This is a genomic window from Propionivibrio sp. (assembly GCF_041441355.1).
In the GTDB taxonomy this organism is placed as follows: domain Bacteria; phylum Pseudomonadota; class Gammaproteobacteria; order Burkholderiales; family Rhodocyclaceae; genus Propionivibrio.
Genome location: NZ_JASDTF010000011.1, coordinates 69606 through 83060 on the forward strand (window position 1 = coordinate 69606; position 13455 = coordinate 83060).

Annotated in this window: 11 protein-coding genes; 10 read left to right on the forward strand and 1 reads right to left on the reverse strand. The window is 66.8% G+C overall.

What is annotated here, in order from left to right:
* Window positions 1-86 precede the first annotated feature (86 nt).
* The 4 genes from QMB55_RS03475 to cphA all read left to right on the forward strand — a co-directional run bounded on the left by QMB55_RS03475 (window position 87) and on the right by cphA (window position 7778).
* On the forward strand, window positions 87-2408 hold the full coding sequence (locus QMB55_RS03475; RefSeq protein ID WP_497587272.1) for a cyanophycin metabolism-associated ABC transporter: 2322 nt from the start codon (window positions 87-89) through the stop codon (window positions 2406-2408).
* The gene (locus QMB55_RS03480; protein WP_497587273.1) at window positions 2405-2881 is read left to right on the forward strand and encodes a cyanophycin metabolism-associated DUF1854 family protein; all 477 of its coding nucleotides are present in this window, start codon (window positions 2405-2407) and stop codon (window positions 2879-2881) included. The genes QMB55_RS03475 and QMB55_RS03480 overlap by 4 nt, the downstream gene beginning before the upstream one ends.
* 91 nt (window positions 2882-2972) lie before the next feature.
* A complete protein-coding gene (locus QMB55_RS03485; RefSeq protein ID WP_497587274.1) occupies window positions 2973-5144 on the forward strand; it encodes a cyanophycin synthetase in 2172 nt (723 codons plus the stop codon).
* Between the two features lie 51 nt (window positions 5145-5195).
* Window positions 5196-7778, forward strand: coding sequence for a cyanophycin synthetase (gene cphA, locus QMB55_RS03490; RefSeq protein WP_497587275.1), 2583 nt, complete (start codon window positions 5196-5198; stop codon window positions 7776-7778).
* Between the two features lie 354 nt (window positions 7779-8132).
* On the opposite strand, the gene QMB55_RS03495 is transcribed toward cphA, so the two are convergent.
* Window positions 8133-9119 (reverse strand): Lrp/AsnC family transcriptional regulator, encoded by a 987-nt coding sequence (locus QMB55_RS03495; RefSeq protein ID WP_497587276.1) that lies wholly within the window; start codon window positions 9117-9119, stop codon window positions 8133-8135.
* A gap of 121 nt (window positions 9120-9240) precedes the next feature.
* Between QMB55_RS03495 and QMB55_RS03500 the strand changes: the two genes are divergently transcribed.
* The 6 genes from QMB55_RS03500 to QMB55_RS03525 all read left to right on the forward strand — a co-directional run bounded on the left by QMB55_RS03500 (window position 9241) and on the right by QMB55_RS03525 (window position 13225).
* Complete coding sequence (locus QMB55_RS03500) at window positions 9241-9711, forward strand: hypothetical protein (protein WP_497587277.1); 471 nt, start codon at window positions 9241-9243, stop codon at window positions 9709-9711.
* A 13-nt stretch (window positions 9712-9724) separates the two neighbouring features.
* Window positions 9725-10348, forward strand: coding sequence for an SCO family protein (locus QMB55_RS03505; protein ID WP_497587391.1), 624 nt, complete (start codon window positions 9725-9727; stop codon window positions 10346-10348).
* Between the two features lie 32 nt (window positions 10349-10380).
* Window positions 10381-10866, forward strand: coding sequence for a copper chaperone PCu(A)C (locus tag QMB55_RS03510; protein ID WP_497587278.1), 486 nt, complete (start codon window positions 10381-10383; stop codon window positions 10864-10866).
* Window positions 10850-11275, forward strand: a complete 426-nt coding sequence (locus QMB55_RS03515; protein WP_497587279.1) for a YchJ family protein — start codon at window positions 10850-10852, stop codon at window positions 11273-11275. The genes QMB55_RS03510 and QMB55_RS03515 overlap by 17 nt, the downstream gene beginning before the upstream one ends.
* A gap of 3 nt (window positions 11276-11278) precedes the next feature.
* Window positions 11279-12046 carry a pseudouridine synthase gene (locus tag QMB55_RS03520; RefSeq protein WP_497587280.1) on the forward strand — a complete coding sequence of 256 codons (768 nt, stop codon included), beginning with the start codon at window positions 11279-11281 and terminating at the stop codon, window positions 12044-12046.
* A gap of 84 nt (window positions 12047-12130) precedes the next feature.
* On the forward strand, window positions 12131-13225 hold the full coding sequence (locus QMB55_RS03525; protein WP_497587281.1) for a succinylglutamate desuccinylase/aspartoacylase family protein: 1095 nt from the start codon (window positions 12131-12133) through the stop codon (window positions 13223-13225).
* Window positions 13226-13455 lie beyond the last annotated feature (230 nt).

Here is a 13455-nt window from a genome sequence, read left to right on the forward strand (position 1 = left end):
CGGTTACAGCCGGACAAGCAGACCCCAACCGAACACGGGTATACTTGCCGGCTTGCCGCTCAAGCAAGGCCTTCTTTCTTCTGACGATGAACGACAAGAACAACGGCGCAGATGGCGCCAACACTCTGCCTGCCCTGTCGGCGACGTCCCTGCCCGACCGTTGGCGAGCCCAGATCGACGCCCACCTCGCGCCACGCGAAACGCAGCTGGCGGGCTTCGAACTCGACCTCGACGCTCGCCTCAATTACGCGCCGGGGATCGTCGTCCTCACCGACCAGCGGCTGCTCGCGCACGTCGGGAACGATGCCGACTGGCAGTCCTTCGACCTGCGCGCCGGGCTGCGCCTGACACGCCGCGACCACGCCGGGGTCGGCAGCCTGGAACTCTCCGACGACCAAGGCCGGCTCGCCCTGTGGCGCTATACGCTGGGCGGCGACATCGCCGCCGGCCGCCTGATCGACCAGTTCGAAGACCGCCTGGCGTTCGTCACCACCGGCCAGCATCCGCCCAAGCCGGACGTGGCGCTGTGCCCGAGCTGCGACACGCCGCTCCTCGCCGGCCAGGAGGAGTGCCCCAACTGCAGCAAGGAAATCCACACCCCGCCGTCCACTTGGACGCTGCTTCGCCTGTGGCGCTTCGCCCACCCCTACCGCTGGCGGCTGCTGGCCGGCTTCCTGCTCTCGCTGGCCTCGACCGGCGCGACGCTGGTGCCGCCCTATCTGACCATGCCGTTGATGGACAAGGTGCTGATCCCCTACCAGAACGGCACCCCGATCGATCCCGCGCAGGTGGCGTTCTACCTTTCGGGTCTGCTCGGTGCGGCGCTGCTCGCCTGGGTGCTCGGCTGGGCGCGCACCTACCTGCTGGCGCTGGTTTCCGAACGCATCGGCGCCGACCTGCGCACGACGACCTACGAGCACCTGCTCAAACTTTCTCAGGAGTATTTCGGCGGCAAACGCACCGGTGACCTGATGGCGCGCATCGGCTCGGAAACCGACCGCATCAACCTCTTCATCTCACTGCACTTCCTGGAGTTCGCCAGCGACGTGCTGATGATCACGATGACCACCGCCATCCTGGTCTCGATCAACCCCTGGCTGGCGCTCGTCACCCTGATGCCGCTGCCGATCATCGCCTTCCTGATCCACACGGTGCGCGAGCGCCTGCGCACCGGCTTCGAGCGTGTCGACCGCATCTGGGCCGAAGTCACCAACGTCCTCGCCGACACCATCCCCGGCATCCGCGTGGTCAAGGCCTTCGCCCAGGAAAAACGCGAGGCCGCGCGCTTCCGCGCCGCCAATCAGCACAACCTCGAGGTCAATGACAAGGTCAACAAGGTGTGGTCGCTGTTCGGCCCGACGGTCACCCTGCTCACCGAGATCGGCCTCCTGATCATCTGGGCCTTCGGCATCTGGCAAATCTCCAAGGATGAAATCACCGTCGGCGTGCTCACCGCCTTCCTCGCCTACATCGGTCGCTTCTACACCCGCCTCGATTCGATGAGCCGTATCGTCTCGGTGACCCAGAAGGCTGCCGCTGGCGCCAAGCGCATCTTCGACGTTCTCGATCACGTCTCGAGCGTGCCGGAACCGGCCAACCCGGTGCATCTCGCCAAGGTTGAAGGTCGCATCGAACTGCGCGACGTCGGCTTCCGCTACGGCACGCGCAGCGTCACCCGCGACGTGAGCCTGACCATCGAACCCGGCGAGATGGTCGGTCTCGTCGGCCACTCGGGCTCTGGCAAGAGCACGATGGTGAACCTCATCTGCCGCTTCTACGACGTCACCGAAGGCGCGATCCTGATCGACGGCGTCGACATCCGCTCACTGCCGGTCGCCGAATACCGGCGCAACATCGGCCTGGTGCTGCAGGAACCCTTCCTCTTCTTCGGCACCATCGCCGAGAACATCGCCTACGGCAAACCGGAAGCCACGCGCGAGGAAATCGTCGCCGCGGCGCGCGCCGCGCACGCGCACGAATTCATCCTGCGCCTGCCGCACGGTTACGACTCGCTGGTCGGCGAACGCGGCCAGTCGCTCTCGGGCGGCGAGCGCCAGCGCATCTCCATTGCTCGCGCCTTGTTGATCGATCCGAAGATCCTGATCCTCGACGAAGCGACGTCCTCGGTCGACACGACGACCGAGAAGGAAATCCAGAAAGCCCTCGATAACCTCGTGCGCGGCCGCACCACGATCGCCATTGCCCACCGCTTGTCGACCTTGCGCAACGCCAACCGGCTGGTCGTCCTCGACCGCGGCAACCTCGTCGAACTGGGCAGCCACGACGAACTGATGGCCAAGGAAGGCCACTACTACCGGCTTTACCAGGCGCAGGCACGCAACGTTGACGCGGAAGGCGACGGCAACCGCAGCGACCTCTCCGGCCGCGAAGAAGGAGACCGCGCATGAACGCCCTGACCGTCGATTACCAGCTTTCGCGCGACACGCACGGTCGCCTCGTCTTCACCGCCGCCGATGGTCAGCGCGTCGAAGGCGTCGTGCCGGTACGCGCCTTCCCGATCACCGCGCCCGACGACGGCATCGCCCTGGTCGACCCGCACGGCCACGAACTGGCCTGGATTCCTCGCCTCGAACAGTTGCCGCGCGCCTTGGCCGAGATCGTCGCCGAAGAACTCGCCGGCCGCGAGTTCATGCCGGTCATCAGCCGCATCATCAGCGTCTCGAGCTACGCCACGCCGAGCACCTGGCGCGTCGTCACCGACCACGGCGAAACCGACCTCGTGCTCAAGGGCGAGGAGGACATCCGCCGCCTCGCACCGCCGGCACTCCTGATCGCCGACACGCACGGCATTCATTACCTGATCCGCGACCGCGGTGCCCTCGACGCGCCGAGCCGCAAGATTCTCGACCGCTTCCTCTAAGTTCGCGCCGCATCGACGCCCCACGTAATCCAAACCGCACCGACTGCGTTATTCACGCGATAATCCGGCCACACCAGTCCATCACGACGCCATGAGCAAAGACATCAAATTTCTGGAAATCCGCCACCTGCGCGGCCCCAACCTCTGGACCTACCGTCCGGTTCTGGAAGCCATCGTCGACATCGGCGAGCTCGAAGACTGCCCGTCGAACACCATCCCCGGTTTCGTCGACCGGCTGAAGGCCATGCTCCCCTCGCTGATCGAGCACCGCTGCAGCTACGGCGAGCGCGGCGGCTTCGTGCGGCGCCTGGAAGAAGGCACCTGGCCGGCGCACATCCTCGAGCACGTCACGCTCGAACTGCAAAACCTCGCCGGCCTGCCCGGCGGTTTCGGCAAGGCACGTGAAGCCGGCCCGCGCGGCGTCTATAAAGTCATCGTCCGCGCCTGGCAGGAAGACGTCACCCGCGCTGCGCTCGCGCACGCCCGCGAACTCGTCCTGGCGGCAATGGAAGACCGGCCCTTCGATGTCGCCGCGGCAATCGAAGACCTCGCCGACCTCGCCGACTCACGCTGCCTCGGCCCCTCGACCGCCAGCATCGCCGACGCCGCCGATGACCGCGACATCCCCTACATCCGCCTGCTCGAAACCGGCAACCTCGTGCAGCTCGGGCACGGCGCCGCGATGCGCCGCATCTGGACGGCCGAGACCGACCGCACCAGCGCTATCGCCGAAGGCATCTCGCGCGACAAGGACCTCACCAAATCGCTGCTCGCCAACTGCGGCGTGCCGATCCCCGAAGGGCGCGAGGTCGACAGCCCCTCCGACGCCTGGGAGGCGGCGCAGGACATCGGCCTGCCGGTGTGCGTCAAGCCGACCGACGGCAACCATGGCCGCGGCGTGTTCATCGACCTCAACACCCGCGAGGAAATCGAGAAAGCCTATGAAGTCGCGGTCGACGAAGGCAGCGGCGTCATCGTCGAACGCTCGATCCCGGGCTCCGAGCACCGCCTGCTGATCATCGGCGGCAAGATGGTCGCCGCCAACCGCGGCGACGTGGTCAAGGTCATCGGCGACGGCAAATCGACGGTGCGCGAACTCGTCGACATCCAGATCAACTCGGACCCGCGCCGCGGTTCGAGCGAGAACCACCCGCTCTCCAACATCCGCATCGACTCGGCCGCACGCATCGAACTCTCGCGCCAGAAACTCGAGGCCGACTCGATCCCGGCCGAAGGCCGCGAAGTGCTGATCCAGCGCAACGCCAACCACGAATTCGACGTCACCGACGAAGTGCATCCCGACACCGCCGAAGTCGCCGCACTTGCCGCGCGCATCGTCGGCCTCGACATCGCCGGCGTCGACCTCGTCTGCGAAGACATCTCCAAGCCGCTCGCCGATCAGCGTGGCGCCATCGTCGAAGTCAACGCCGGCCCGGGCCTCTTGATGCACTTGAAACCCGGCGTCGGGAAGCCGCGCCCGGTCGGCAAGGCCATCGTCGAACACCTCTTTCCGAGCGGCACCGACGGCCGCATCCCGCTCGTCGGCGTCACCGGCAGCCACGGCAAGACCACCGTCTGCCACCTGATCGCCCGCCTGCTCACGCTCTCGGGCAAGCACACCGGGCTGGCCAGCAGCAACGGCCTGTTCCTCGACCGCCGCCGCTCCAGCCAGCGCGACTGCGCCAACTGGGAGTCGGCGCACCGCATCCTGCTCAACCGCGCTGTCGAAGCTGCGGTCCTCGAAAACGGCGGCGACAGCATCCTCACCGAAGGCCTCGCCTACGACCGCTGTCAGGTCGGCGTCATCACCAACATCGACCCGGCGCGTCACCTCGGCCGCCTCTACATCGAGACGGAAAAGCAGCTCTTCAACCTGATGCGCACCCAGGTCGACCTGGTGCTCAAGACCGGCGCCGCGGTGCTCAACGCCAAGGATCCGCAGCTCGTCGAGATGGCCGAACTGTGCGACGGCGAAACCATTTTCTTCGCCCACGACGCCGACCTCCCGGCGATCACCGCCCACCTCGAAAACGGCCACTGTGCGGTGATCGTGCGCTACGGCCAGATCATGCTCGCCAGCACGCAGGGCGAGACGGCGCTCGCGCGTCTCGCCGACGTGCCGCTTTGCGAAGGCGGCGCCAACCGCGAACAGGTCGAAAACGTGCTCGCCGCGGTTGCCGCGGCCTGGGCGCTGGGCATTCCCACGGACATCATGCGCACCGGCATCGAGACCTTCGTGCCCGGACAGGACGGCGACCGCTGAGCGCCCCCGAGACGCACCCCGCATAGAACGCGAAACCAGAGGACACCATTCATGGAAGTATCCCGCATCCGGGCGCTGCGCGGCCCCAACCTGTGGAGCCGGCACACGGCGATCGAAGCCATCGTCACCTGTGCCGAGAACGAGCGCGACATCAACCTGCTGCCCGGTTTTGAAACCCGCCTGCGCGAGCGTTTCCCGGAAATCGACCTGCTCCAACCGGCAATGTCCGCCGCCGTCGTCAGCCTTGCCCACATCCTCGAATACGCCGCGTTGGGCCTGCAAGCCCAGGCCGGCTGCCCGGTGACTTTCAGCCGCACGACGCAGACCATCGAGGTCGGCACCTATCAGGTCGCCGTCGAATACAGCGAGGAAGACGTCGGCCGCCTGGCCGTCAAGCTGGCGCGCGAGCTGATCGACGCCGCGCTCGCCGACGCGCCCTTCGACCTCGCCGCCGCCCTGCACAGCCTGCGCGAACTCGACGAGGACGTGCGCCTGGGCCCCAGCACCGGCTCCATCGTTTACGCCGCCGTGGCGCGCAACATCCCCTACCGCCGCCTGACCCAGGGCAGCCTCGTGCAGTTCGGCTGGGGCAGCAAGCAACGCCGCATCCAGGCTGCCGAAACCGATGCATCAAGCGCCGTCGCTGAAGCCATCGCCCAGGACAAACTGCTCACCAAATCGCTGTTGCACGCCGCCGGCGTGCCGGTGCCCATCGGTCGCCCGGTCGAGGACGCCGAGGACGCCTGGAAGGCCGCCCAGGACATCGGCACCCCGGTGGTGGTCAAACCGCAGGACGGCAACCAGGGCAAGGGCGTAACGGTCAATCTCTCCGAGAAGGCCGAGATCGAAAAAGCCTACGCCGTGGCACGCAAGATCAGCCGCGAAGTCATCGTCGAACGCTACCTGCCGGGGCATGACTACCGCATCCTGGTCATCGGCGACAAGCTCGTCGCCGCCGCCCGCCGCGACCCGCCGCTGGTGATCGGCGACGGCGTGCATACCGTTCGCCAACTGGTCGAGCAGGTCAATAGCGATCCTCGCCGCGGCGAAGGCCACGCCACCTCGCTGACCAAGATCCGTTTCGACGACATCGCCCTCGCCCGCCTCGCCGTCGAGGGCCTCTCGGCCGAATCGATTCCCGCCAAGGGGCAGCGCGTGGTGCTGCGCAACAACGCCAACCTGTCGACCGGCGGCTCGGCCACCGACGTCACCGACGACGTCCATCCCGAATTCGCCGCGCGCGCCATCACCGCCGCGCAGATGGTCGGACTCGACATCGCCGGCGTCGACATCGTCTGCAACAACGTGTTGCGGCCGCTTGAAGAGCAAGGCGGCGGCATCGTCGAAATCAATGCCGCGCCGGGCCTGCGCATGCACCTGCAGCCCTCGTACGGCAAGGGCCGCGCGGTGGGCGAAGCCATCGTCGCCAGCATGTTCGCCGATGGCGACGACGCGCGCATTCCGGTGGTCGCCGTCTCCGGCACCAACGGCAAAACGACCACCGTGCGCCTGATCGCCAGCATCTTCGAAAACAACGGCCAGCGCGTCGGCATGACCAGCACCGACGGTGTCTATATCAAAGGCAAGCGCATCGACACCGGCGACTGCAGCGGCCCGAAGAGCGCGCGCAACGTGCTCTTCCACCCCGACGTCGATGCCGCGGTGCTCGAAACGGCGCGCGGCGGCGTGCTGCGCGAAGGCCTCGGCTTCGACCGCTGCGACGTCGCCGTGGTCACCAACATCGGCAAGGGCGACCACCTCGGCCTCTCCTACATCACCACCGTCGAGGACCTCTCGGTGGTCAAGCGGGTGATCGTGCAGAACGTCAAACCCGACACCGGCTACGCGGTGCTCAACGCCGCCGATCCGATGGTCGCGCGCATGGCCGACACCTGCCCGGGCAAGGTCATCTTCTTCGCCTTCGACCGCAACCACCCGGTGATGGCCATGCACCGCGCGCAGGGCAAGCGCGTCATCTACCTCGACGGCGATTCGCTCGTCGCCCTCGAAGGCAGCTTCGAACACCGCGTGCCGCTGGCCGACATTCCGGTCACCGCTGGCGGTGCCATCGGCTTCCAGATCGAGAACGCGATGGCCGCACTCGGCGCCGGATGGGCGCTGGGGCTGCCCTGGGCGGTCATCCAGGCGGGCCTCGCGGGCTTCGTCAACGACGAGCAGACCGCCCCGGGACGCTTCAACGTCTTCAACTATCGCGGCGCGACGCTGATCGCCGACTACGGCCACAATCCGGACGCCATCCAGGCGCTGGTCGACGCCATCGACCGCATGCCCAGCAAGGCGCAGCGTCGGCGCACCGTGGTCATCAGCGGCGCCGGCGACCGCCGCGACGAGGACATCCGGCAACAGACGCAGATCCTCGGCGGCGCCTTCGACCGCGTCGTGCTCTATCAGGACCAGTGCCAGCGCGGCCGCGCCGACGGCGAAGTGCTGGCACTGCTGCGCGACGGTCTGCAAGGCGCCACGCGCGCTCACGAGGTGCTCGAGATCCGCGGCGAATTCGCAGCCATCGACACCGCGCTGTCCGAACTCAAGGACGGCGACCTGTGCCTGATCCTGATCGACCAGGTCGAGGAAGCGCTGGGACACATCGCCAAGCGCGTCGCCGAGCGCTGATCCCGCACCCCCTTCCAGCCCACGATCACCACGAGGCCGCCGCGAGCGGCCTCGTTTTTTTGGTGCCCCCCCACCGCCGATCAGGGCGGCGTCGGCGCTTTCCGCGACGGTCGGGGATCGAACTCCTGACACGCATGGGCCGTGCTGCGCGGGCAGACGCTCAGGAACGCCAGGCACACGTACTCCACCCGGCCGCGCACGGCAACGCCGTGCAGGCAGTCGGCGCAATCGCGGGCCGCAGCGGCGCACGCATCCACCCGCGGCAAAGGAAAGGGATCGGTCATGGATCGGAAGAAACGGCAAACGGGGCGCATTGAGACTAGTCTCGGCGACCGCCTCCACGAAGGAACAATTTCACGCCGCGTGCGTTGTTCCTGAACACGGCAGCGGCGTGTGCCCGAGCGCGTGCAGCACCGCCTGCGGATACGCCGCGAGGCGTGCCCGCAAGGCCGCCAGCGCGTCGTCGACCGCGGCGCGCGATTCGCCGACCACCGTGCAATAAACGTTGTACGGCCAACTCGCCCCCAAGCGCGGGCGACGATAGCAAAGCGCCAAAGCGGGCGCTTCGGCCAGACACTGCGCCACTTCGTCCAACTCGGCCTCGGGAACGTCGAGCAGCCACAAGGCCTGCGCCGCTTCGCGTCCCGCCGGCGAACGGACGACGACGCCGAAACGCTTGATGTCGCCGGAGAGCTGCCAGGCCCGGATCCGTTCGATGACCTCACGCTCCTCGCAACCGACCCGGCTGGCAAGCACAGCAAAGGGGCGGACGAGCAGGGGCAGCCCTTCCTGCAAGGCCATCACCAGACGCCGGCCGATCTCGTCCAGCGCCGCCTGCATTCCGCTCGCACGGGGCACGAGGCTGGCGTCCTCGCTGGGAACCGAGGTCTTGCGCAGTTCGCCCAGCAACGGCAGGCGCAGCAATTCCAGCCCGGTGGCAGCCTCGATCGCGGCGAGCGCCGATTCGAGCCGCCCCTCGCCGCCGGCGGTAACGACGAACCACAGGTTCACGCGGTGCTCGCGCACCACCACGTGGTTCACTTCAGGGAAGCGACCGATGCTCTCGACCACCGCAGCCAATCGTTCGGGCGGCACCGTCATGGCCGCCAGGGTGCTGGCGCCGATGCGCTTGGGCGCGAAAACGGCGCCGACGCGAAGGATGCGTCCTTCGCGGCGCAGGCGCGTCAGGCTGTCGAGCAGATCGCGCTCGCCCACCCCCAAGCGTCCGGCCAACTCGGCAAAAGGCATGGCGCAGAGCGGGAAATCCTGCTGGCAGTCGTTGAGCAGCGTACGCCCGAGGAAATCGTCGGCGGCAGCGTCGATCATTGTGGTGCTCGTCATAAGGAAGACCTCCCCATTATGGTGGCAGCTCCGCCGAACGCCAAGGGCGTGCGCCCAGGCCGGCGCGACAGTGGCATCGATTCGGCGGATAATGCGCGTTTTCGCCGCCATCCGATTGTTCATGCCGCGTCACACCTTCGCCTTCGTCGCCCTGGCCCTGGTTCTGGCCATCCTCGGCGTGCTCGGCTACAAGCTTTCTCCGCTGCTTTTCGCCCGCGCCGACGCCCTGTTGCCGCCGACGTCGTGCAACCCGGCCGAAACGCCCTGTTCGGCGGCCTTGCCCGACGGCGGCCGCGTGGTGCTGAGCGCCGCGCCACGACCGATCCGTCCCTTGCAACCGCTGCGCCTCTACGTCCATCTGATCGGCACCCAGGCCGAGACGGTCGAGATCGATTTCGACGGCGTCGACATGCGCATGGGACTCAACCGCGTCCGCCTGGCCCGCCAGAGCGGCGTCGACGGCCTCTACGCCGGCCAGGGCATGCTGCCCGTCTGCGTCAGCGGCGACATGCGCTGGTCCGCCACCGTCCTCGTCGCCACCGCGAACGGGCGCGTCGCTGCGCCTTTCCATTTCAACGTTCCCGCCCACTGAAGGAGATTGCGTGATGCGACGCCAGGCCTGGTGGCTCACCCTGATCGCCGGACTCGCGGCGCTGCTTGTCTGGCTGGCCTTCTTCTGGAATCCGGGCGGCAACGATGGCGACCGCCCGCATCGGCAACTCGAGGCTGCCGCCGCGCGCGGCGGCGACTTCACCCTGCGCTCGCCGGACGGCCCGGTCGCGCTCGCCGAACAGCGCGGCAAGGTCGTGCTTCTCTACTTCGGCTACACTTTCTGCCCCGACGTCTGCCCCACCTCGCTGGTGTTCGTCGCCGAGGCGCTGGGCAAGCTCACGCCCGAGGAAGCGACCCAGGTGCGCGCCTATTTCATCAGCGTCGACCCCGAACGCGACACACCCGAGGTGCTGCGCGCCTACGCCCCCTTCTTCCACCCAAGCATTGTCGGCCTCACCGGCTCGCCGCAGGAAATCGCCGAGGTTGCCGGACGTTACGGCGTCAGCTACATGCGGCAGAAATCACGCGACGGCGCCCCCTATGCGGTGGACCATTCCTCCTATACCTACGTCATCGGCCCCGACGGCAAGCTCGCTGGCCGATTGCCGCACGCTTCGCCCGCCAGCGAAATCGTTGCTATGATCCGATCGCGTTTGCCGGCCGAAGCCGGAAAATGACCCCTCCATTTTCATCCGACGAGGACGATTCCATGCCGCGCTTTTCGATGCCCGCCGCCGCCCTGTTGCTGACCGCCCTGACGACTTCGCTGCCCCTGGCCGCGCAAACCGCCGCCCCTCTGCGCATCGACGCGCCCTACGTCCGCCTCGCACCGCCGCAGGCGCAGGCCACCGGCGCCTTCATGCAGATCCGCAACACCAGCGACGCAGAGCGCAAGCTGGTCAAAGCCGAAAGCCCGGTCGCCAAGACCGTCGAGCTGCACAACCACGTCAACGAAAACGGCGTGATGAAGATGCGCCCTGTGACGCACATCGTCGTTCCCGCGCACGGCAAGGCCGAGCTCAAGCCCGGCAGCTACCATGTCATGCTCATCGACCTCAAGGCACCGCTCAAGGAAGGCGAAGCGGTGCCGCTGACTCTGAGTTTCGACGACGGCAGCACGCAACGCGTCGACGCCCCGGTGCGCAAACCGCACGACGGCGCTCCGACTGGGCACGGACATGGCAAGAGCCACTAAAGCTTCCGCAACTTCAAACGCCGGCTGCCCTTGTGGCAGCGGGCGCGCTGAAGCCGACTGCTGCGCCGCGCTGTGCGCCGACCGGCTGGCCGGCGGCGCAGGCGCGCCGACGCCCGAAGCGCTGATGCGCTCGCGTTACTGGGCCTACGTTCGCGCCCAGCTCGACTACCTGCGCGCCACCTGGCACCCGAGCACCTGCCCGGCCGACCTCGACGCCGACCCCGCCACCCGTTGGCTCGGGCTCGAAATCCAGCATCACGAGATCGACAGCGACGGCGACCAGGGCCAAGTCGAATTCATCGCCCGCTACAAACTCGGCGGTCGCGCCCACCGCCTGCATGAACGCAGCCGCTTCGTGCGCGAAAACGGCCACTGGCTCTACGTTGATGGCGACTTCCTCGCCGCCTGATCCGTGAATTCAGCCCCCCAAGCCGACGCCGTCGAGGCGCCCCTGCGCATCCTTTACCGCGACGACAGCCTGATCGCCATCGACAAGCCCTCGGGCCTGCTCGTCCATCGCAGCGACATCGACCGGCGCGAAACCCGTTTTGCCGTGCAACTCTTGCGCGACCAGATCGGCCGCCGCGTCTATCCCGCGCACCGTCTCGACCGCGGCACCTCAGGGGTGCTGCTCTTCGCCTACGACGGAGAGACGGCGAGCCGGCTCGGTGCCCAGTTTGAAAGCCGCGCCGTCGACAAGACCTACCTGGCCGTGGTCCGCGGCCACCCGCCGGAAAGCGGCGTGATCGACCACCCCTTGAGCCGCCGTCCCGACGATTACGAGTATCTGCCCGCCACTGCCCCGCTCGCACCCCAGCCTGCGCTCACCCGCTTTCGCCGCCTCGCGGTGACCGAGCTGCCCTACGCCGTCGACCGTTACCCGACGAGCCGCTATGCCCTCGTCGAACTCAGTCCCGAAACTGGGCGCCGGCACCAACTGCGTCGCCACCTCAAGCACCTGGCGCACCCCATCGTCGGCGACTCGACCTACGGAAAAGGCCGCCACAACCGCCTGTTCCAGGAACTGTTCGCCTGCCAGCGCATGCTCCTCGCCTGCACCGCCCTGCGCTTCGCCCATCCCGCCAGCGGCGCACCGCTGCATCTCGAAGCCGCACCGGACGGCGATTTCGCGCGGGTTCTCGCCGCCCTGGGCTGGTCGCACGCCCTCCTGCCCGGTTAAGATTCGCAGGTGTCATATCCGGAGCATCGACACACCGCCCACCGGAACACGCGTTCTTTCCACTTCGATCAGGAGTTCATCCCCATGCGCATGCTGCCCCTCATCGCCGGCCTGATGTTCGCCGCCGGCACGGCCCAGGCCGCCACGATCTTCACCGGCGACAAGATCGACGGCGTCGCCGTCATCTCGCAACTCGACGTTGCCGACCTCGCCCCGGGCAAGACCCACCGCTTCTTCTTCCAAGGCACGACCGACGGCATCGGCCAGGCTCAGTATGTCCCGGTCATCGTCGCCAAGGGCGTCAAGGACGGCAAGAAGCTCTTCCTCAACAGCGGCAACCATGGCGACGAGATCGCCGGCGTGCGTACCGTCCAGATCGCCCTGAGCCGGATCGACCCCAGCCTGCTTACTGGCACGGTCATCGGCGTGACCGGCAGCAACCCGAACGCGATCACACGCATGAACCGCAACTGGACGATGACCTTCGACGGGACGGAAACCTCGAACTTCAACCGCCTCTTCCCCGGAAAAGCCGACGGTAATGCCGCCGAGCAGCACGCTTTCCTGATGTGGAACAAGCTCTTCAAGGGCAACGTCGACTACCTCCTCGACGTGCACACCATGTCCACCGGCAGCGCCTTCCCCTTCTTCATCTACGCCGATTACCGCGAACCGGCGATCCGACGCCTGGCCGAGATGTTCCCGGCCGACCAGATCAAGAAAGATCCCGGTGAAAAAGGCTCGCTCGAAACGGCGATGGTCGAAGCCGGCACGCCGGCGGTGACGCTCGAACTCGGCAACGCCCGCGTCTTCGACAAAGACATGATCGGGCGCGCCAACGAAGGCATCCACAACGTGCTGGTCGACCTCGGGATGGTTGACGGCAAGCTCGGCCGCACTGCGCATGCGTTCAAGTCCTACGTCGGCAACGACATGAAGAACATCCGCGCGGCGCAGGGGGGTTACGCCGAAGTGCTGGTCAAACTCGGCGACATGGTCAAGAAAGGCGACAAGGTCGCCGTCCAGCTCAACCGTTTCGGCGACGTGGTCAAGGAATACACCGCGCCCGCAGACGGCAAGGTCCTGGCGGTCGGCACCGACGGCGTGCGCGAACCACGCGCCTTGCTCGTCCGCCTGCTGGTCGTCAATCCCGACCCGAAATGCGAGAAAGGCTGTTAAGCGCCTCTTGCCTCCGAAAGACGCTCAGAGCGCATTTCCAATAACCCCGCCAATCGGCGGGGTTATTCTTTATCGCCTGTGTGCCCTATTGCACGACAACACAACATTTCGATTACATTTTCGACAGCAATCGATTTTTTCTTCACCCGTTCACATTCGCGTGCTAACATTCAAAGCGAATTAAATCAAAATTCAACAACGCAAGAACGATCATCCATCCAAGGAGAGAT

What these genes read in the sequence shown, in the direction of transcription:
- QMB55_RS03525 (WP_497587281.1), top strand. Translation starts at nt 12,131, where the DNA reads ATGCGCATGCTGCCCCTCATCGCCGGCCTGATGTTCGCCGCCGGCACG.
- QMB55_RS03485 (WP_497587274.1), top strand. Translation starts at nt 2,973, where the DNA reads ATGAGCAAAGACATCAAATTTCTGGAAATCCGCCACCTGCGCGGCCCC.
- QMB55_RS03505 (WP_497587391.1), top strand. Translation starts at nt 9,725, where the DNA reads ATGCGACGCCAGGCCTGGTGGCTCACCCTGATCGCCGGACTCGCGGCG.
- QMB55_RS03510 (WP_497587278.1), top strand. Translation starts at nt 10,381, where the DNA reads ATGCCGCGCTTTTCGATGCCCGCCGCCGCCCTGTTGCTGACCGCCCTG.
- cphA (WP_497587275.1), top strand. Translation starts at nt 5,196, where the DNA reads ATGGAAGTATCCCGCATCCGGGCGCTGCGCGGCCCCAACCTGTGGAGC.
- QMB55_RS03480 (WP_497587273.1), top strand. Translation starts at nt 2,405, where the DNA reads ATGAACGCCCTGACCGTCGATTACCAGCTTTCGCGCGACACGCACGGT.
- QMB55_RS03475 (WP_497587272.1), top strand. Translation starts at nt 87, where the DNA reads ATGAACGACAAGAACAACGGCGCAGATGGCGCCAACACTCTGCCTGCC.
- QMB55_RS03515 (WP_497587279.1), top strand. Translation starts at nt 10,850, where the DNA reads ATGGCAAGAGCCACTAAAGCTTCCGCAACTTCAAACGCCGGCTGCCCT.
- QMB55_RS03500 (WP_497587277.1), top strand. Translation starts at nt 9,241, where the DNA reads ATGCCGCGTCACACCTTCGCCTTCGTCGCCCTGGCCCTGGTTCTGGCC.
- QMB55_RS03495 (WP_497587276.1), bottom strand. Translation starts at nt 9,119, where the DNA reads ATGACGAGCACCACAATGATCGACGCTGCCGCCGACGATTTCCTCGGG.